Source organism: Streptococcus nidrosiense, assembly GCF_042140045.1.
GTDB lineage: Bacteria > Bacillota > Bacilli > Lactobacillales > Streptococcaceae > Streptococcus > Streptococcus nidrosiense.
Genome location: NZ_CP152419.1, coordinates 967961 through 986682, shown reverse-complemented (window position 1 = coordinate 986682; position 18722 = coordinate 967961). Strand labels below are relative to the sequence as shown.

Below are 18722 nucleotides of genomic sequence, written 5' to 3'. Positions count from 1 at the left end.
CTATCTTTTTCACACTGGGTTCCAGGCGTGTTCAATTTTAAGATACAAAGGACCTTAGCTGTCCATGAAAAATAGTCTAGATTATGGGTGTATATCCCAGAGCAATACTTCCTTCTCCCAGGTGAGTCCCAATAACACTACCGAAGGTTGCAATTGAAACATCTGTAGCCACTCCACCATCGATTAAAAGCTGGCGCAAATCTACTGCTTTTTGAGGAGCATTCCCGTGAATGACAGTGATCTGGTAATTCCCATTAGCTGTTGCTTCTTTAACAATTTCAACTAAGCGTTTTGTAGCCTTTTTCTCTGTACGAACCTTTTCATATACTTCTATCACACCTTGGTCATTGAAGTATAGGATTGGCTTGATACTAAGGAGATTCCCCAAAATAGCCGCACCATTAGAGAGTCGTCCACCCTTAACTAGATGGTCAAGATCATCCACCATAATAAAGGCTGAGGTATTTTCAATTTGTTCAGTTACTTTATCTAAGATAGACTCAAAGCCATCTCCTTGCTCTGCCCATTTCAAGACACTCTCAACCATATAGCCTAGGGGAGCGCTTGTAATACGGGTATCAGGAAAGGCAATGGTTAACCCTTCATATTCATCCTTCATATACTGGATATTTTGGTAAAATCCTGATATTCCAGAAGATAGGAAAAGACCTAAGGCATGTGTATAGCCTTTAGCTTTTAATGATGATAAAATTTCATCCAACTTGGCAATACTTGGTTGGCTCGTTTTTGGTAATTCGCTTGCTGAAGCCATTTTTTCATAAAATTCTTGAGCGGTTAGATTTACACCTTCAACATACTCCTGTCCATCGATATTCACAGGAATGTCTAGCACAAATAAATCTTCTTTCCGCAAGGCTTCCGCTTGTAGAAAAGCAGATGAGTCTGTTATGACCGCTAATTTCATTTCTTAAAACTCCAAATTAATTCCCGGTAAATCAAGGGCAATTTCTGTTACTTCATAAGTCAAACGATTAAGCATGTCCAAACATGGACGAGCTAGTGTCTCAACCTCTTCTTGGCTGAAATCACTTGGTTGATCGATAATACGACCTTCAACATGGTTGACTTGAGAAATCGTTCCACTAATGACAAATCGATCAAAGACAATCATAAAGCTCAAAACAACTACTAAAGAGGTAACTTGATTTTCTTGATCATGCTGAAGCAACTGGAAGTTTACATCTACCTTAGTTTCAGGTGCTCCATTTTCATTTTCCCATTCAAAGTTACGCGCATCAAAGTGATACTGGCTAACAAATTCTTGTTCACGTTTTAAATTCATTTTCATCTCCATTGGTACAATATAGTTGACATTGTACCATATTTTTTTATTTTCTGCTAGATTTACTAAATACCAATCTCAGTTTTAACAACTTGAGCAATAGTGTCTACATAGTAGTCTACTTCATCAGTGGTTGGGGCTTCTGCCATGACACGCAAGAGTGGCTCCGTTCCACTTGGGCGAACGAGGATGCGACCGTTGCCTGCCATTTCTGCTTCCATCTTCTCAATAATAGCCTTGATAGCTGGCACTTCCATAGCTTTTTCTTTCATGGCATTTTCCACACGGATATTGACCAATTTTTGTGGGTAAATGGTCACTTCTGAGGCCAATTGAGACAAACTCTTACCTGTTTCTTGCATGATCTTGGTCAATTGAACAGCTGAAAGCTGACCATCACCAGTAGTATTATAGTCCATCAAGATAACGTGACCTGACTGCTCACCTCCGAGATTGTAGCCAGATTTTCTCATCTCCTCAACTACATAACGGTCTCCAACTGCAGTGACGGCTTTATTGATCCCTTCACGATCCAAGGCCTTATGGAAACCGAGGTTGGACATAACTGTTGTCACAATCGTGTTTTGAGCCAATTGACCTTTTTCAGAAAGATATTTCCCAATGATGTACATAATCTTGTCACCATCGACAATTTCGCCATTTTCATCAACAGCAATCAAACGGTCACTATCCCCATCAAAGGCTAAACCAATGGCAGATTTGCTTTCTTTTACAAGTTCTTGCAAGGCTTCTGGATGAGTTGAACCAACGTTCAAGTTGATGTTAAGGCCATCTGGTGTTTCACCGATAACTGTTAATTGAGCACCTAGATCTGCAAAAATTTGACGAGCACTGGTTGCAGCTGCACCGTTGGCAGTGTCCAAGGCAACCTTCATCCCTTCAAGAGGAGTTCCAGTTGAAACAAGATAGGATTCATACTTACGTAAACCTTCTGGGTAGTCAACAACCGTACCTAAGCCCTCTGCACTTGGACGTGGAAGAGTATCTTCGCTCGCATCAAGCAAGGCTTCGATTTCTGCTTCCTTGTCATCGTCAAGTTTAAAACCGTCACCACCAAAGAATTTGATTCCATTATCAAGGGCTGGGTTGTGACTAGCTGAAATCATGACACCTGCGCTCGCACCTTCTGTTTTTACAAGATAAGCTACTGCTGGTGTTGCAAGAACTCCAAGCTTATAAACGTGAATTCCCACTGAAAGAAGTCCAGCAATAAGAGCTGCTTCAAGCATTTGACCTGAGATACGAGTGTCACGTCCTACAAAAACTTTTGGCGCTTCAGTCGTATGTTGACTGAGAACATAACCTCCAAAACGTCCCAATTTAAAAGCTAATTCTGGCGTAAGTTCTACGTTTGCTTCTCCACGGACTCCGTCCGTTCCAAAATATTTACCCATGTTATATCCTTTTCTAATTTTTTTAGTCTTTCTTTGAAGAGTCTGGTTTGGTTTCAGACCCTGTAGTAGAAGATTTCGTTGAAGATGAGCTAGTCGTTGAAGAGGTAGAACTACTTGATGATCTAGCTTGTTTCGTTGTTATCTTCATGGTTGTTTCATACGGTTTAATCACCGTTGGTAAAACTGTTCCATTCTTATCAATAGCTTGTAGAGGAACTGAACCCGTATAATTTCCAGTAATTTTTTCACTAGTTGGTAAAACAGCCACAATCTTATCAATCTTAGATAAGGTATCGGCATCACTTGTAACTGAAACGCGTTCATCTGAAACGGTCACACTATCGATGAGAATTCGTTCATCAACCTTACCAGAGTCAATCTGTGGAGTGACTGGTAAATTATCCCGTGTTGCCTTCTTCCCAATTTTAACGGTGATTTTCTGTGGTGTTGCTAGGGCTGTTAAACCGCTCGGAAGATTTTCAATGGTCAAGGGAACTTCAACGGTTCCTTCTGTCGCCTGTGTCAAATCTGCAATAACCTTGAATTTTCGAGTGCTTTCTTGCATCTCACTAGCCAAGGTCACTCGATTGGATCCAGTTAAAAATACCGTTACTTCTGAACTAAAACCGCTAATAAAATACTGCTCACTATCGTACTGAATATCAATCGGTACATTTACGACCGTATTGGTATAGGTTTCTGTTCGAGCCGGTCTTGCATTATTATTATTTTGGTAATTAATAGAGGTAGCGTAGATAAATAAAACGCAAGCAAAGAGGAGTGAGGAGATGATATATAAACTATTTTTTTTCATTCTTCCAGCCTCCTAATATACGCTCTGTTAAGCTTGGCTCTTGTGAATTTTCCGGAATCAGTATACGACGTAGTTCTTCCTCAAATTCTTCCATCGTTAAATCATGCTTAAAGACACCATTATAGGTAATGGAAATGCCTCCAGTTTCTTCTGACACAACAAATGTTAAGGCGTCTGATACTTCAGATAAACCAATGGCTGCACGGTGTCGTGTTCCAAACTCCTTAGAAATGCCAGTGTTCTCAGTAAGTGGAAGATAAGCAGATGTTACAGCTATACGATCACCTTTTATAATGACTGCACCATCATGTAAAGGTGTGTTTGGAATGAAGATATTGATTAAGAGTTCTGCAGAAATCTTAGCATCTAAAGGAATCCCCGTGGAAATATATTCCTGCAAAGTTCTGACACGCTGAACAGAGACCAATGCTCCAATTTTACGAGGGCTCATATATTCAACTGCCTTAACAAAGGCCTGAATCATCTGTTCTTCTGAACTCATTGGTGTACTTGAAAAGAAATCAGTCGCACGTCCCAAGCGCTCTAAACCTGTCCGAATTTCTGGAGAGAAAATAACTACTGCTGCAATAACCCCATAAGTAATCAATTGATTGATCAACCAGGAAATGGTTGTCAAACCTAGAGTGTTGGCGATAATCTGAGCTAGAATAAAGACCAAAACCCCACGAACTAAAATCATAATTTTAGTTCCTGCAATTGATTTTGTAAATTGGTATAAGATATAGGCAACGATAAGAATATCAATCACATTTATCAGAATACTCCAAGGACTGGAAAATAAACTAGACCAGTATTGAAGATTAGATAATTGCTGAAAATTCATTCTGGGCCTCCTCTCCATAAAAAAGCTACTCTTCATTATATCATTTTATATGAAAATTTTCTTCCCCCTACTTCATTTTAAATTGGTAGAAAATATGATAGAATAAAATGATAGAAATGAATTAAGGAGAAACCATGTCTGAACTATATGATATCACCATTGTAGGAGGTGGACCTGTCGGTCTTTTCGCAGCCTTTTATGCTCACCTTCGTCAAGCCAAAGTACAAATCATCGATTCTCTTCCTCAACTAGGTGGTCAACCTGCTATCCTATATCCTGAAAAACAAATTCTCGATGTTCCTGGTTTTCCAAACCTCACAGGGGAAGAATTGACTAACCGCCTTTTGGAACAACTTGAAGGGTTTGAGACACCTGTTCACCTCAATGAAACTGTTCTTGAGATTGAAAAAGAGGATGATGTTTTTAAGATTACAACTAATAAGGGAAATCATACTTCTAAAACCGTTATTATTGCTATGGGAGGCGGTGCTTTTAAACCACGTCCACTCGAATTAGAAGGTGTTGAAGGCTATGATAATATCCACTACCACGTTTCTAACATTCAACAATATGCTGGTCAGAAAATAACCATTCTCGGTGGTGGAGACTCAGCCGTTGACTGGGCTTTAGCTTTTGAAAAGATTGCTCCAACTACACTTGTTCACCGCCGCGATAACTTCCGTGCACTTGAGCATAGCGTACAAGCCTTGCAAGAGTCTTCTGTAACTATCAAAACACCATTTGTGCCGAGTCAACTTCTTGGTGACGGCCAAACTCTTGACAAGCTTGAAATCACAAAAGTTAAATCCGAGGAGACAGAAAGCATTGAACTCGATCATCTCTTTGTCAACTATGGCTTTAAATCTTCTGTAGGTAATCTTAAAAAATGGGGATTAGACCTTAACCGCCACAAGATTATCGTCAATAGCAAGCAGGAGTCAAGCCAAGCTGGAATTTATGCTATCGGTGACTGCTGCTACTATGAAGGTAAGATTGACTTGATTGCAACCGGTCTAGGTGAAGCACCAACTGCCGTTAATAATGCTATCAACTACATTGACCCCGAACAAAAAGTACAACCAAAACACTCTACAAGTCTATAATGTCAAAATTACAATTTTATTAAAAAATCAAGTGAAATTTCATGATAAAACGCATAATAACAAGTATCTAAAGAACTTGCTATTATGCGTTTTTATGATTTTAAAAACTTTTCCACTAACCACCTTTATTTGCTTTTTATAGAAAGTTTAATACTTATTGATTAGTTTTTTAATATTTCCCCTCATTCCGACATATTCAGACTAACAAACTCTGTGCACCGTATGAGTAATACTAGATAATATTCTATCTTAGTGTAATTTGTAGTGAAAGTTCGAAGTTAACATTTACAAATTGACGTTAAATACAGTTATGAACATGTTATAAAGTTTGATGTTAGTGGCTGTTAGATTAATTATTACATAAGTTAAGTGTTAATCTGGCTCATTTATCATTCTGTATCGGTAATATAAATTTAACTTCAGCACCACGACAAGCTTCTCTATTTTTCAAGATTACTGATCCACCATGTAATTTAATTATTTGTTCAGTAATAAATAATCCAATACCATAATTGGTTGCAGAATGCCTGCTATAATCTCCACGATAGAACTGTTCTTTTGCGTGAATTAAATCGATATCAGAAAAACCTTTCCCGTTATCTAATACTGATATTTCTAAAAATTCATCTACAGTTTTTAAATTCAATTCCAATGTAACTATTCCATTATTATTTTCAATTGAATTCGCTAAGACATTTTGCAATGCTCTCTCTAAGAGTTTCAAGTCTACACTCATTATACCATCTTCAACTACTACATTAGTTTTTAGATTGTTAGAATTAATTGACATTAGTTCTTTAGAAACTGTTACCAATTGTTCTGATACAGTTTTTACTGCCAACGATTGTGGCTGGTATTCAGTGGCATTAGAATTCTTATTCATGATTAGAAGTGTTTTTATATATTCAGATATTCTATTGCTATTCCTCAGTATATAATCTATATAAATACTCTGGTCCTCTGTCACAGATGTCTTTTTAAGCAACTCAGCATTTCCTTGAACAATAGATACTGGGGTTTTCAAGTCATGTATCAAAGCAGAAATCTGTTTTTGCTTGTTTTCTTCCTGTATCCACTCTTTGATTAATGACTCTTGCAAAGCATTTCTCATTTTCTCTAAACTAAATAGAACTTCATTAAATTCTTTGACTCTTGAATAATGCAGTTCAAAATCTAAAGTTTGTTCTGATATTTTTTCGGAAGCAGCAAATATAGGTGAGAGTTGTTTCACAAGATATTTAGCCCATACTATTGTAACAACCAATGTATTTAGTAAACTAACTAAAATAAGAATACTGACATACACTACATTGACATTAGGAAAATATTTTGCCATGAATTTATTTGTAAAATAGGGTTTTACTGAATATTGAATAATACAATAACCGTCATTTCGTAAAATTTCTATATAGCTATAAGATGGGGTATTATATACTCTCTCATTATTATAGTATCGAATTGCTCGATCTTCTTCATCTTTACTCATTGAACTAGTAATGATATTTCCATCCTTTGAAATTAATAGATATGAGGCATTATCTGGTATAAGATTTTTATCAAAGGTCTCTGTATTGGCTATCGCATTCTTCCTCTCATAAATCTGATTTTCTGTGTAATCAGCAGGTAAAATAAATCCTAATGAATACATGGCTGCGAACATCAGAATTACTAAACCAAGCGAAAGAAACAGTACAATTCCTACACTTATTAGATATTCTAAAAATATTATTTTTAGTGATTGACCTTTTAATTTTATTCCCATTTATATCCAATCCCCCATACAGTTACTACTGGAGATACACCTTCCTTCTGTAATTTTGCGCGAATATTTTTAATATGTTCTGAAATAGCTGAAGAATTACCTATTCCATCATATCCAAATATCATCTCATAAATCTGTTCCCTTGAAAATACTTGTCCACGTCTACGTGCCAGAAGTTCACAAATTCGATACTCAGATTTTGTAAAAGGAATTTTCTTATCATTTACATAAATTATATTCGCTGATAAATCAAATCTAATTTCTCCAAGATTTAAACTTAAATGTCTCTCTCGGTTTTCTCGACGTAAATGAGCATCAACTCTCGCAATTAATTCATTTACTCCAAAAGGTTTTAAAATGTAATCATCAGCTCCTGTTGAAAAACCTGAAACAATGTCACTTTCCAAAGATTTTGCAGTTAAAAATAAGATGGGACAGTCTACTCTATCTCTAATAGATTTACAATAAGATATACCATCGATTTTTGGCATCATTATATCTAACAAGATTAAATCATACTCTGTTAATTTAGAAATAGGTACTTCTGTTGGATTTTGAAAAATATCTACATGATATAATTTTTGCGTTAAAATATTTTTGATTAAGATCAAAAGATCCATTTCATCATCTATAGCTAATATTTTCACCATCTTATTACCACCTTCATTTCTATTCCATATTAGTTCTGCCGTTCCATTTACTAAACCAAATCAAACTTACAAATAAAATTACAACTATCATTGGTGTTGCAACTAAAGACCATTTAAAAAATTCATAATAAAATAAGTTTTCACCAGATATTTTATCTACAAAATAAAGACCACAAAGTCTTGAAGACCAAGAACTTGGTATGTAATACCAAATCTTATCCCCCATACTTGTAACAGCAAGCAGAGCTATCAATGTTTCAAAGAAACCAAGACCAATAGAGGCACCACTCCCAAATCTGAGGCTAATAACCAGATGTATTAAATATAACGGAACAACTCCGATAATCATTAAGACTGATTCCAATATCAAATCATAAAATTCTTGATAATTAAAAAACATCAAAAAACTACTTTGGAGTAAAACAAGTGATAGAGATGCACACAACAATAAGGATAATAACTTACCAATATACATACTAGTTCTTGATTGCGAACCAGTTAACATTATCTGAAAACAACCTGCTTCTGCTTCCATTTCTATTACCTTTGCAGTAATAAAACCAATAATAATCGGGAACAATGCACCTAACGTAATCAAATAATTTAATGTGACATCCTCTATTGAATACCTACTTAGGCTCGTAAATTTAAAACCAGCATATATCATAATCACAAATAGTATTGGGAGAAACAGATATAACCAGGGTAACCAAGTATGTTTTATCTTATATAGTTCAGACTTTAAAATATTTATCACTATCCCACCTCCTGTTTTGCAAACCAAATAGATGATAAGTAAGATAATAGAAGAAATAACAGAATTGAGAAGATACATGGAGGCAAAATGGATGTGTTTAACATCATATTTCCTGCATCTGCTGGTAGTCCATTTGGCATAATTTTCAGCATTGGAACCATAGTTCTTATACTCCAACTATATGGGGAAAACAACCAATAATCTCCAGCAGAAAACATAATTCCTAGTACAACACCTAATAAACCATTTATCATAAGACTAGTAGAAAAACCAAACTTTTTAGCTAATAGTAGGCAAAATGGAATTTGCCATATACTTGATACCACTAATACTATACTCGAAACTAATAAAGTACTAAAGCTATAGCTTAAAAATATTTGTTTTCCAAAAATAAATTGCACAATTAAAACTGCTATCAAATGAACCAAACTTGTCATCAGAATCAAATAGCTTGCTACAATAATTTTTGATATCCAAATCTTTCTTAAATCAATACTTAGAGGATAAACTGCCCTATATTTTATTTTTTTATCTTCGTATCGATTCATTAAAGCAGGAATCAGTGCATAAGTAATTGGCATAATTATAGTATACCACCAATTATATGAATCTACTGTAAAATATGGTGGTGCCAGTATATAAGAAAGAATTATCAAAGATATAGGTATTATATAGATTATTTTTTTTAAAAAAGTTCTTTTATATTTTAAATAATCACTAAGGATATAATTTATCATTTTTAATTCTCCTTCTTTACTACTTCCAAAAATAAATTTTCTAAACTTTCTTGAGAGTTTTTTATATCTTGGTATTTTAATTCACCTTCACATATTATTCCGATATAATCTGCAACTTGCTCAACTTCGGAAATGTTATGGCTGGATAGAATTACTGTAATGCCTTGTTTTGGAAAGCCAAGAATCATCTCCCTTAATTCTTGAATTCCCAATGGATCTAAGCCGTTGGTTGGCTCATCTAAAATTAATAATTTAGGATTATTTAACAGTGCTATTGCAATTCCTAATCGTTGTTTCATTCCCAAAGAAAATTTTCCACTTCTTTTTTTACCTGTATTTGATAGACCAACGATTTTTAGAACTTCATCAATTCTTGATTCGGGTAATCCAAGTAACATTGTTCTTACTTTTAAATTTTCTCTTGCACTTAAGTTCTCATATAACGGAGGTAGCTCTATCAAGGCACCAATTTGTTCAAGATCCTTTCTACTCCATGTATGATCATTAAATATAATATCTCCGGACGATTTATGGAGCATTCCTGTTATCATCTTTAGTGTTGTTGATTTCCCAGCACCATTTGGACCAAGTAATCCGTAGATACAATTCTCTTTCACTTGTAATGAAATATTATTCACTACAAGTTGATTCCCAAATTTCTTTGACAAATTCTTTGTCTCTAAAATATTTTTTTCCATTTTGATCCTCCTTAAATTTACACTTCAATAATAAAATATAAATTTAAAGATTTTATAAAGAAAATACATAACTTTTATTGATTTAAAAAAATAAACTATAAATACGCAATTTAATGAAGATTAAAAAAATTTGAAATTTTTAGTATTCTGTTTAGACCTTAATCTCTTAAAATAACGAGTCCTCTGAAAATGAAAATTCTACTGAATGAAATTTCAGTAGAATTTTTAGGATTTGAGGTTATTTTAAAAATTTTTCAAACATCTATCTCGATATATCTTTTTTGAACATCAATATATTATATTTTACAGTTCCTCTGCGATTTTGTTGATCTTTCTCAAGCGATGATTGACACCACTTTTGGTTAAGGGATTTGTCAGACTATCTGCCAGCTTCTGGATAGAATAGTCTGGATGCTGGATACGCAGACGGGCAACTTCCTGCAAGTCTGCTGGCAGATTATCCAAGCCAATTCTATCTTTGATCTTACTGATATTGTTGATGGTTTTCATGCTTGCTGAAACCGTCCGAGCAATATTAGCCGTCTCTGCATTATTAGCACGATTGAGGTCATTACGAGTTTCACGTAAAATTTTGATGCCTTCGAAAGTATCACGCGCCTGCATGGCTCCAATAACTATGAGAAAGTCCATGATATCCTCAGCACGCTGAAGATAGGTCACTGCACCTTTTTTTCGTTCAATCACCTTGGCATCCAACAAGAAATGCTGAAGAAGCGCCGCAATCCCTTGGGCATGGTCCAGATAGACTGAGCTGATCTCAAGCTGGTATTTACCAGAGTCTGGATCCCGAATACTTCCGTTTGCCAAAAAGGCTCCACAGAGATAGGCACGACCTGCTTCCTCATCTGCTAGAATTTCAGGCGCAATACCAGTCTCTAGTCCAAAGAAGGAGTCTGCCAAGTGCAAATCACTGAGTAGTTCTTGGACTCGCTCATCCGTAAAAACAGTATAAACTCGATTTTTACGAAGATTACTCCTCTGATGGTGACGAATTTCTGATTTAATCTCATAGAAGTGCAAAAAAGATTCATAGAGATGACGGGCTAACTTGGCATTTTCTGTAATGACGGACAAGGTCAAGCCAGAAGTCGATAAACCAATACTACCAGACATCTTAATAATGGCAGATAGTTCGTGGCGACTCAGATGGTGCTGACCTAGGATTTCTTCTTTTACTGCTACTGTGAAACTCATTTTCTCACCTGTATGATGCGCATCAATTCATCAACGATTAAATCCCCATCGTGGAAGGCGCCACCATTTTCCAAACGTAGGAAGTTGGATGAAATGACACGTGGGACTTGCTTACGTAAGCCTTCAAAATCATGCTCAACCTGTACTAAATACTCATCAAAACGGTTGGTATCCATATAATCTCTAGGTACCTTCTCGATATTAACAAGCACAGTATCAATAAATGGTCTACCCAAATGACGTTGCAAGACTTCTACGTGGTCACTGTCTGTGAAATGCTCTGTCTCGCCACGCTGGGTCATGATATTGCAAACATAAGCCACCTCTGCTTTGGTTTCAAGAAGGGCTTTTCCAATCTCTTCAATGACGATATTCGGCAAAATGGAGGTAAAGAGTGAACCAGGCCCTAAGACAATCATATCACTCTCAAGAATGGTATTCACAACTCGACGACTTGCTTGTGGTTTTTCATCATCCAGGGTATTGGTGACGTAAACATGATCAATCATGCCTGGATGGTCTGCAATGTGACTTTCCCCAGCTACTTCTGAACCATCTTTAAAGACTGCGTGCAAGGTTAAGGGATGATCACTAGATGGATAAATCTTACCTGTCGTATGAAAAAATTTACTCAGTAATTGCATAGCATTATAGGTTGAACCCTGCATTTCAGAAAGCCCTGCTATGAGAATATTCCCCAGAGGATGTCCAGCAAAAGCACCTGCATCCTCCGAAAAGCGGTATTGAAAAACCTTCTCATAGAACTTTGGCATATCTGACATGGCAACAAGTACATTGCGTAAATCCCCAGGTGGTGTCAACTGCTGCATATTTTTACGCAGTTCACCTGATGAACCTCCGTCATCAGCGACGGTTACAATGGCTGCAATGTCGACATCTCTTTCCCGCAAACTTTTTAAAATAACAGGGATTCCGGTTCCTCCACCAATCACCGTAATTTTGGGTTTTCTCATGAACGGTTTACCGTTTCCTTTCTTCGGTCTTTATCACGATGACTTTCATTTACAGGCCAACTTTTAGATAGGTCAGTTGCTAAACGCTTGGCAAAAGCGACACTTCTATGCTGTCCACCAGTACAACCAATCGCAATAGTTAAGACTGATTTGCCCTCTTTTTTATAGCCTGGTAGGATTGGTTCAACCAAGGCTAACAAATGACGGTAGAAATCTTCAGATTCCTCATGGTTCATGACATAGTCATAAACTGCCTGGTCTTCACCTGTCTGATTACGAAGTTCTGGCAGATAGTAAGGGTTTGGTAAAAAGCGAACATCAAATACCAAATCGGCATCAATTGGAATACCGTATTTAAACCCAAATGACATGACCTCGATACGGAAAGACTGCGTTTGTTCTTGGTCCGAAAACTGCTCTGCAATGGTCTTACGAAGTTCACGTGGAGTTAACTCTGTCGTGTCTACCACGTTTTGACTCATATTTTTTAATGGTGCCAAGAGTTCACGTTCCAGCTTAATTCCGTCCAAAATACGACCATCTGCTGCCAGAGGGTGGCTTCTTCTAGTTTCCTTATAGCGTGCCACCAATTCCTTATCTGCCGCATCCAAAAAGAGGATTTTAAAGTCTAAATCATCTTGGTTTTCCAATTCATCCAAGACAGCCTGAATCTCTGAGAAGAAGGAACGACTACGCATATCCACTACTAGGGCCAACTTATGATCATCATCCTTGGTCTCAACCAACTGCAAAAACTTTGGTAAGAGGGCAGGCGGCATATTATCAATCGTAAAATATCCTAAATCTTCAAAAGATTGAATGGCTACAGTTTTCCCTGCACCACTCATCCCTGTAACAATCACCAGGTGAAGTTGTTTCTTTGTCATCTTTGTCTCCTTATATCAAAAGAAGTTTGGAAGAACCAAACTTCAACTCGCTTATCCAATCTCTGCGATGACTTCAATTTCGACTTTTACATCGCGAGGAAGACGAGCTACTTCTACAGCTGAACGAGCTGGAAATTCCTTGTTAAAGGCTGTTTGGTATACCTCATTGAAAGGTACAAAGTCGTTCATATCACTCAAGAAGCAAGTTGTTTTAACAACATGGTCAAAATCCGTTCCCGCTTCTGCCAAAATAGCTCCAATGTTTTTCAAAACTTGTTCAGTCTGTTCTTGGATCGTTTCTCCTACGATTTCTCCAGTTTCAGGAGATAGAGGTACTTGACCGCTAGCAAACAAAAGGTTGCCAACGATTTTTCCTTGAACGTAAGGTCCAATTGCCTTTGGAGCTTTATCTGTATGAATTGTTTTTGCCATTTGTATTCCTCACAATTTTTCTAAAATAGCATCCCAAGCTTGGTCCATTCCTGCTTTTGTCACTGAAGAAAAGAGGATGAAATCATCACTTGGATCAAAGTTTAATTTCTTTTTAATAGCTGATTCGTGCTTATTCCATTTACCACGCGGAATCTTATCTGCTTTAGTCGCCACAATGATGACAGGAATTTCGTAATATTTAAGAAATTCGTACATCTGTACATCATCAGCCGTCGGATCATGGCGAAGGTCTACAAGACTAACAACCGCTCGAAGATTTTCTCGAGTAGTCAAGTACTCTTCAATCATACGACCCCATTTTTCACGTTCTTTTTTGGAAACACGGGCGTATCCATAGCCAGGCACATCCACAAAACGCATCTTGTCATCAATATTAAAGAAATTGAGTAGTTGTGTTTTTCCTGGTTTTCCAGAGGTACGAGCTAGATTTTTACGATTGAGCATGGTGTTGATAAAGCTTGACTTCCCAACATTTGAGCGCCCTGCAAGAGCAATTTCAGGAAGTTCATCCTCTGGATAGTGGGACTTGTTGGCTGCACTCAGCAAAATCTCAGCATTGTGTGTATTGATTTCCATAGTCACCTCTAGGCTGTCTCTAGAATTGGCTTAGCCGTTCCGTCAACTGCTTCTTTTGTGATACGAACAGTTTTCACATTTTCTTGACTTGGAACCTCAAACATAACATCTAGCATGGTTTCTTCGATAATTGAGCGAAGACCACGCGCACCCGTTTTACGTTCGATGGCTTTGTTTGCAATTTCTTGGAGAGCTTCGTCGTCAAATTCAAGCTCAACATCATCATAAGAAAGCAAGGTCTGGTATTGTTTAACCAAGGCATTTCTTGGTTCCTTCAAGATGCGAACCAAATCATCTACAGTCAACTGCTCCAAGGCTGCAAAGACAGGCAAGCGTCCAATCAACTCAGGAATAATACCGAATTTTTGAATATCTTCTGCGATGATTTCTTGCATGTATGAGCTGTTTTCGTCAATGGCCTTGTTGTTTTGTCCAAAACCGATAACTTTTTCACCAAGACGCTGTTTGACAATCTCTTCGATGCCATCGAAGGCTCCACCAACAATGAAGAGAATATTCTTAGTATCTACTTGAATCATCTCTTGTTGTGGATGTTTGCGTCCACCTTGTGGAGGAACACTTGCTACTGTACCTTCAATAATCTTGAGGAGGGCTTGTTGCACCCCTTCACCAGAAACGTCACGTGTGATAGACACGTTCTCGCTCTTCTTGGCAATCTTGTCAATTTCATCCACGTAGATAATCCCACGTTCTGCACGTTCGATGTTAAAGTCAGCTGCTTGCAAGAGTTTGAGGAGGATATTCTCCACGTCCTCACCAACATAACCAGCCTCAGTAAGAGCTGTTGCATCTGCGATGGCAAAAGGTACATTCAAACTTCTAGCAAGAGTTTGAGCAAGGAAAGTCTTACCTGAACCTGTTGGGCCAATCATCAAAATGTTTGATTTTTGCAAATCCACATCTTCTGACTCTTCACGAGTGTCATGGAAATTGATGCGTTTGTAGTGGTTATATACAGCTACTGCCAAGGCACGTTTGGCACGATCTTGACCAATCACATAGTGGTTCAAGATGTTTAAGAGTTCGATTGGTTTTGGTACTTCAGATAAGTCTGCTAGGACTTCCTCTGCCAACTCCTCACGAATAATTTCCTGGGCTAACTCCACACACTCATTACAGATAAAAGCGTTGTTCCCAGCGATTATTTTTTTAACTTCTTCTTGGCTTTTGCCACAAAATGAGCAATAAACCATCATATCATTTTTCCTATTTGTAGGCATGATTCCCTTCCGTTCTAATTATTCATTCTCTCTAAAATAAGGTCATATAAAAAGCATGAATGCTATTCACCAAGTTTGTAAAGGCATTAAGCCAAAGTAGAGTAGCAAGTCCAAAGCGCTTTTTACGAAAAGCGTGTGTTCCAGCTACAAAACAGACAGCACACAAAAGAGCTGTAAAAAATCCAAAAATACTACGCTCCATTAGACTTCCTTTCTCTTTCTATATTCGATGGTAAAATCATAGGCATTTTTCTCATCTCTAGTATAAGATTTGCTTGCAAGAGTCTCAAAAACAGTCAAGTCAAAATCTGCTGGGAAATAAGTATCCCCTTCAACTTGAGCATGGATTTGTGTCACAATAATCTCATCGAGATAAGGTTCAAAAAGCTGAAAAATCTGCTTGCCCCCGATGATATAGAGATTTTTATCCTGGTTCTGATACCAGTCTAAAACGTCCTCAACATTTTGGAAAACCAGAGCACCCTCAATTGACTCTTCAGGGTTGCGCGTCAAAATCAGGGTCTCACGTCCTGGAAGCAATCGTCGTCCCATTCCATCAAAGGTGACACGTCCCATCAAGATGGCATGATTCAAGGTTGTTTCTTTAAAATGTTTTAACTCTGCTGGCAAATGCCATGGTAAGCGATCCTCTTTTCCGATTACACCCTTTTCATCTTGTGCCCAGATGGCTACGATTTTCTTTGTCATGCTTTCATCCTTTTTATTGATAGTTCTATTTTATCAAAAATCTTCAAAAAAGACTGTTTTGGAATGCCCTCCTGAATAGAAAAAATCCGTAGAAAACTTCTACGGATTTTTAGAAAAATTCAGTATCTTACAAACCAGGTGCTTGTCCTAATTCTGCCGCAAGCATCCAGACTGTTTTTTCAAGGTCAGCCTTAGCACCAACGAAGATATCATTAGTAACATCATCACCTTCCTCATCAGTTACATCCAATGCTTTTTGGAAGAGTGTGATGAGGTAACGATAAATAGATAGAACACGCTCTAAACTTTCTTCTACGTTACGGAATTCTCCAACTTCTTCTTCGATTTCACTGTGTTGAAGGAATTCTGTCAAAGTAGAGTAAGGTTTGCCACCAAGAGTGATCAAGCGTTCGCTGATTTCATCAAGGTAACCATCAAGGCTATTCATATATTCATCCATCTTAGGATGCCATACCATAAAACCACGTCCACGCATGTACCAGTGTACTTGATGAAGAGCGATATGCGCTACATACAAGTCTGCTACGGCTTGATTCAAGACTTCTTTCGTTTTTACTAGCGTTTCAGGAGCTGTCTTAGATAATGTTGTTACGTCTTTTAATGCATCTTTTTTCAATTCTACCATTTTTCTCACCTCATAATATTATTTTTGCAACCATATTTATTGATTACTATCTCAGTATACTACACCTAGTAGACAAAAGCAAGAAAATTAACCCATATTAAAAAAGTTGCAATAGACTGATAATTTAAGAATAGGAAGTCGTAATTTTTTAGTTGTTTTCTGCGTCTTTACCAGAAAATTGGCTTTGATAAAGGTCATAATAGAAACCTTTTGAAGCTAAGAGACTTTCATGATTTCCTTGTTCGATAATCTGTCCATCTTTCAGCACCAAAATCTTGTCCGCTTCCTGAATAGTAGAAAGGCGATGGGCGATAACAAAGCTTGTTCTCCCCTTCATCAAACGCTTCATGGCTTTTTGAATCAAGAGTTCTAGACGCGTATCGACTGATGAGGTCGCTTCGTCAAGGATTAGAATTTTTGGATCAGCCAAGAGGGCACGCGCAATAGTCAAAAGTTGCTTCTGACCAAGAGAAATATTACTTGACTCTTGGTTCATTTCCATGTTGTAACCACCAGGAAGGGTGCGGATAAAGTGGTCAACATTGGCAGCCTTAGCAGCTTCAACGATTTCTTCATCTGTTGCCTCAAGATTCCCAAAGCGAAGATTTTCCTTGATACTGCCTTCATAGAGCCAGGCATCCTGCAATACCATCCCAAACTGTCGACGATAGTCCTGACGAGACAGGTCACGAATATCTTGACCGTCCACTAAAATAGCTCCAGCAGTTACATCATAAAAACGCATGAGAAGGTTAATTAAGGTTGTTTTTCCTGCTCCAGTTGGTCCTACGATAGCCACCATCTCTCCTGGTTCAACATCCAGATTGAAATTGCGAATCAATGGTTTATTTTCCACGTATTGGAAATCAACATTCTTGAAGCTAACCTGACCTGTCAATGGTGCCAGTTCTTTCACTTCAGCAGTTTGGGCTTCTTCCTGTTCATCCAAAACTTCGAAGACACGATCAAGCGAAGACTTAGCACTTTGCATTTGTCCCGCTAATTGAGTGATATTTTGGATTGGTTGACTAACCTGCCACACATACTGAACGAAAGCTTGCATATTACCAATGGTTAAGCGTCCTGCGATAACCTGCAATCCACCTAATACTGCAACAATTAAGTAAGTTAAATCCGATACAATATGAAGGGCAGGCATCATCAAACCTGAAATGAAGCTAGCCTTGAATCCAACTTGTTGCAATTCATCCGTAATCTTTTCAAATCTCTCTTGAGATTTCTCTTCACGTCCGAAAAGTTTAAGAACATTGAAACCAGTCAAGCTTTCCTGTACAAATCCATTCATACTTCCTAGAATGGCTGCCTGCTGTTTAAAGTATGGTTGCGAACGATTCAGAATTGTTTTAGCCCCAAAATAAGTTATCGGAATCGACAAGATAACAATGATGGCCAACTGAAGATTTAGATAGAGGACCATTCCCATAACAAAAAGAATGGTAAAAACAGCATTGACAATCTGTAAGAAGGATTGTTGAAGGGCATTTGAAACAGTTTCAACGTCACTGGTAAATCGACCTAATAAATCACCAAACTGGTGCTTGTCAAAGTAGGACACAGGGATGCGATTGATTTTTTCGCTCATTTCATTTCGCAAATCCTGTATCATGGACTGCACCGCATTGGTCATAAAGTAGTTTGAATAATATGACCCCAACTCATAGAGAAGACCACGCAAGAGATAAATCACTAGAATTACTGCAATATAGCTAGTATTAATGCCTGCTCCTGCAACACCATTTGCCATGGCAAGAAGGTTACTGGTTAACTCAGTGATAGCAAGCCCCAATACGAATGGCTCGATAACACTCATAATGACGCTGACTATTTTCAAGAAAACTGCAAAGAAAACAGAGAAACGGTAGGCTTTTAAATAGCTCCATAGACGAGCTAGACTAGATTGTTGTTTCATCCTTTACCT

21 protein-coding genes are annotated in these 18722 nt (G+C 37.5%); 1 reads left to right on the top strand and 20 read right to left on the bottom strand.

Features of this window, described 5'->3' with window-relative positions:
• Window positions 1-76 precede the first annotated feature (76 nt).
• The 5 genes from AAFQ93_RS04755 to cdaA form a co-directional block, all read right to left on the bottom strand.
• Window positions 77-925: a DegV family protein gene (locus tag AAFQ93_RS04755; RefSeq protein WP_375555745.1), complete on the bottom strand. Its 849-nt coding sequence runs from the start codon at window positions 923-925 to the stop codon at window positions 77-79.
• 3 nt (window positions 926-928) lie between these two features.
• A complete protein-coding gene (locus AAFQ93_RS04750; protein ID WP_001050093.1) occupies window positions 929-1303 on the bottom strand; it encodes a DUF1149 family protein in 375 nt (124 codons plus the stop codon).
• 65 nt (window positions 1304-1368) lie between these two features.
• On the bottom strand, window positions 1369-2718 hold the full coding sequence (gene glmM, locus AAFQ93_RS04745; protein WP_375555744.1) for a phosphoglucosamine mutase: 1350 nt from the start codon (window positions 2716-2718) through the stop codon (window positions 1369-1371).
• 22 nt (window positions 2719-2740) lie between these two features.
• Window positions 2741-3532 (bottom strand): YbbR-like domain-containing protein, encoded by a 792-nt coding sequence (locus AAFQ93_RS04740; protein WP_375555743.1) that lies wholly within the window; start codon window positions 3530-3532, stop codon window positions 2741-2743.
• The gene (gene cdaA / locus AAFQ93_RS04735; protein ID WP_375555742.1) at window positions 3519-4376 is read right to left on the bottom strand and encodes a diadenylate cyclase CdaA; all 858 of its coding nucleotides are present in this window, start codon (window positions 4374-4376) and stop codon (window positions 3519-3521) included. Before cdaA ends, AAFQ93_RS04740 begins: the two co-directional genes overlap by 14 nt.
• Window positions 4377-4510: 134 nt before the next feature.
• Here cdaA and AAFQ93_RS04730 point away from each other — a divergent pair, with 134 nt between their 5' ends.
• Window positions 4511-5479 (top strand): NAD(P)/FAD-dependent oxidoreductase, encoded by a 969-nt coding sequence (locus AAFQ93_RS04730; RefSeq protein ID WP_375555741.1) that lies wholly within the window; start codon window positions 4511-4513, stop codon window positions 5477-5479.
• A 382-nt stretch (window positions 5480-5861) separates the two neighbouring features.
• Here the strand turns inward: AAFQ93_RS04730 and AAFQ93_RS04725 are convergent, their stop codons facing one another.
• From AAFQ93_RS04725 to AAFQ93_RS04655, 15 genes are all read right to left on the bottom strand, one after another.
• The gene (locus AAFQ93_RS04725; protein WP_375555740.1) at window positions 5862-7241 is read right to left on the bottom strand and encodes a sensor histidine kinase; all 1380 of its coding nucleotides are present in this window, start codon (window positions 7239-7241) and stop codon (window positions 5862-5864) included.
• Window positions 7232-7891 carry a response regulator transcription factor gene (locus AAFQ93_RS04720; RefSeq protein ID WP_375555739.1) on the bottom strand — a complete coding sequence of 220 codons (660 nt, stop codon included), beginning with the start codon at window positions 7889-7891 and terminating at the stop codon, window positions 7232-7234. Before AAFQ93_RS04720 ends, AAFQ93_RS04725 begins: the two co-directional genes overlap by 10 nt.
• A gap of 19 nt (window positions 7892-7910) precedes the next feature.
• Window positions 7911-8648: a lantibiotic immunity ABC transporter MutG family permease subunit gene (locus AAFQ93_RS04715; protein WP_375555738.1), complete on the bottom strand. Its 738-nt coding sequence runs from the start codon at window positions 8646-8648 to the stop codon at window positions 7911-7913.
• The gene (locus AAFQ93_RS04710; RefSeq protein WP_375555737.1) at window positions 8648-9385 is read right to left on the bottom strand and encodes a lantibiotic immunity ABC transporter MutE/EpiE family permease subunit; all 738 of its coding nucleotides are present in this window, start codon (window positions 9383-9385) and stop codon (window positions 8648-8650) included. Before AAFQ93_RS04710 ends, AAFQ93_RS04715 begins: the two co-directional genes overlap by 1 nt.
• 2 nt (window positions 9386-9387) lie before the next feature.
• Complete coding sequence (locus AAFQ93_RS04705) at window positions 9388-10083, bottom strand: lantibiotic protection ABC transporter ATP-binding protein (RefSeq protein ID WP_375555736.1); 696 nt, start codon at window positions 10081-10083, stop codon at window positions 9388-9390.
• 303 nt (window positions 10084-10386) lie between these two features.
• Window positions 10387-11298: a DNA-binding protein WhiA gene (gene whiA / locus AAFQ93_RS04700; RefSeq protein ID WP_375555735.1), complete on the bottom strand. Its 912-nt coding sequence runs from the start codon at window positions 11296-11298 to the stop codon at window positions 10387-10389.
• A complete protein-coding gene (locus AAFQ93_RS04695) occupies window positions 11295-12272 on the bottom strand; it encodes a YvcK family protein (RefSeq protein ID WP_001231098.1) in 978 nt (325 codons plus the stop codon). Before AAFQ93_RS04695 ends, whiA begins: the two co-directional genes overlap by 4 nt.
• Window positions 12269-13159, bottom strand: a complete 891-nt coding sequence (gene rapZ / locus AAFQ93_RS04690) for an RNase adapter RapZ (protein WP_070889283.1) — start codon at window positions 13157-13159, stop codon at window positions 12269-12271. Before rapZ ends, AAFQ93_RS04695 begins: the two co-directional genes overlap by 4 nt.
• 51 nt (window positions 13160-13210) lie before the next feature.
• Window positions 13211-13591: a RidA family protein gene (locus AAFQ93_RS04685; protein ID WP_001140424.1), complete on the bottom strand. Its 381-nt coding sequence runs from the start codon at window positions 13589-13591 to the stop codon at window positions 13211-13213.
• A gap of 9 nt (window positions 13592-13600) precedes the next feature.
• Window positions 13601-14188, bottom strand: coding sequence for a ribosome biogenesis GTP-binding protein YihA/YsxC (yihA, locus tag AAFQ93_RS04680; protein ID WP_006150399.1), 588 nt, complete (start codon window positions 14186-14188; stop codon window positions 13601-13603).
• A gap of 8 nt (window positions 14189-14196) precedes the next feature.
• Window positions 14197-15429, bottom strand: coding sequence for an ATP-dependent Clp protease ATP-binding subunit ClpX (gene clpX, locus AAFQ93_RS04675; RefSeq protein ID WP_006145154.1), 1233 nt, complete (start codon window positions 15427-15429; stop codon window positions 14197-14199).
• A gap of 31 nt (window positions 15430-15460) precedes the next feature.
• On the bottom strand, window positions 15461-15631 hold the full coding sequence (locus tag AAFQ93_RS04670) for a hypothetical protein (protein ID WP_000442253.1): 171 nt from the start codon (window positions 15629-15631) through the stop codon (window positions 15461-15463).
• Window positions 15631-16137 carry a dihydrofolate reductase gene (locus tag AAFQ93_RS04665; RefSeq protein WP_178895326.1) on the bottom strand — a complete coding sequence of 169 codons (507 nt, stop codon included), beginning with the start codon at window positions 16135-16137 and terminating at the stop codon, window positions 15631-15633. The genes AAFQ93_RS04670 and AAFQ93_RS04665 overlap by 1 nt, the downstream gene beginning before the upstream one ends.
• Before the next feature lie 127 nt (window positions 16138-16264).
• Window positions 16265-16783, bottom strand: a complete 519-nt coding sequence (locus tag AAFQ93_RS04660; RefSeq protein WP_178895327.1) for a DNA starvation/stationary phase protection protein — start codon at window positions 16781-16783, stop codon at window positions 16265-16267.
• A 148-nt stretch (window positions 16784-16931) separates the two neighbouring features.
• The gene (locus tag AAFQ93_RS04655) at window positions 16932-18713 is read right to left on the bottom strand and encodes an ABC transporter ATP-binding protein (protein ID WP_375555734.1); all 1782 of its coding nucleotides are present in this window, start codon (window positions 18711-18713) and stop codon (window positions 16932-16934) included.
• Window positions 18714-18722 lie beyond the last annotated feature (9 nt).

Coding starts and splice junctions, on each gene's coding strand:
- yihA (WP_006150399.1), bottom strand. CDS start 14,188: ATGGAAATCAATACACACAATGCTGAGATTTTGCTGAGTGCAGCCAAC.
- AAFQ93_RS04725 (WP_375555740.1), bottom strand. CDS start 7,241: ATGGGAATAAAATTAAAAGGTCAATCACTAAAAATAATATTTTTAGAA.
- AAFQ93_RS04695 (WP_001231098.1), bottom strand. CDS start 12,272: ATGAGAAAACCCAAAATTACGGTGATTGGTGGAGGAACCGGAATCCCT.
- AAFQ93_RS04720 (WP_375555739.1), bottom strand. CDS start 7,891: ATGGTGAAAATATTAGCTATAGATGATGAAATGGATCTTTTGATCTTA.
- whiA (WP_375555735.1), bottom strand. CDS start 11,298: ATGAGTTTCACAGTAGCAGTAAAAGAAGAAATCCTAGGTCAGCACCAT.
- AAFQ93_RS04730 (WP_375555741.1), top strand. CDS start 4,511: ATGTCTGAACTATATGATATCACCATTGTAGGAGGTGGACCTGTCGGT.
- AAFQ93_RS04670 (WP_000442253.1), bottom strand. CDS start 15,631: ATGGAGCGTAGTATTTTTGGATTTTTTACAGCTCTTTTGTGTGCTGTC.
- rapZ (WP_070889283.1), bottom strand. CDS start 13,159: ATGACAAAGAAACAACTTCACCTGGTGATTGTTACAGGGATGAGTGGT.
- AAFQ93_RS04750 (WP_001050093.1), bottom strand. CDS start 1,303: ATGAATTTAAAACGTGAACAAGAATTTGTTAGCCAGTATCACTTTGAT.
- AAFQ93_RS04660 (WP_178895327.1), bottom strand. CDS start 16,783: ATGGTAGAATTGAAAAAAGATGCATTAAAAGACGTAACAACATTATCT.
- AAFQ93_RS04655 (WP_375555734.1), bottom strand. CDS start 18,713: ATGAAACAACAATCTAGTCTAGCTCGTCTATGGAGCTATTTAAAAGCC.
- AAFQ93_RS04755 (WP_375555745.1), bottom strand. CDS start 925: ATGAAATTAGCGGTCATAACAGACTCATCTGCTTTTCTACAAGCGGAA.
- glmM (WP_375555744.1), bottom strand. CDS start 2,718: ATGGGTAAATATTTTGGAACGGACGGAGTCCGTGGAGAAGCAAACGTA.
- AAFQ93_RS04685 (WP_001140424.1), bottom strand. CDS start 13,591: ATGGCAAAAACAATTCATACAGATAAAGCTCCAAAGGCAATTGGACCT.
- clpX (WP_006145154.1), bottom strand. CDS start 15,429: ATGCCTACAAATAGGAAAAATGATATGATGGTTTATTGCTCATTTTGT.
- cdaA (WP_375555742.1), bottom strand. CDS start 4,376: ATGAATTTTCAGCAATTATCTAATCTTCAATACTGGTCTAGTTTATTT.
- AAFQ93_RS04710 (WP_375555737.1), bottom strand. CDS start 9,385: ATGATAAATTATATCCTTAGTGATTATTTAAAATATAAAAGAACTTTT.
- AAFQ93_RS04665 (WP_178895326.1), bottom strand. CDS start 16,137: ATGACAAAGAAAATCGTAGCCATCTGGGCACAAGATGAAAAGGGTGTA.
- AAFQ93_RS04740 (WP_375555743.1), bottom strand. CDS start 3,532: ATGAAAAAAAATAGTTTATATATCATCTCCTCACTCCTCTTTGCTTGC.
- AAFQ93_RS04705 (WP_375555736.1), bottom strand. CDS start 10,083: ATGGAAAAAAATATTTTAGAGACAAAGAATTTGTCAAAGAAATTTGGG.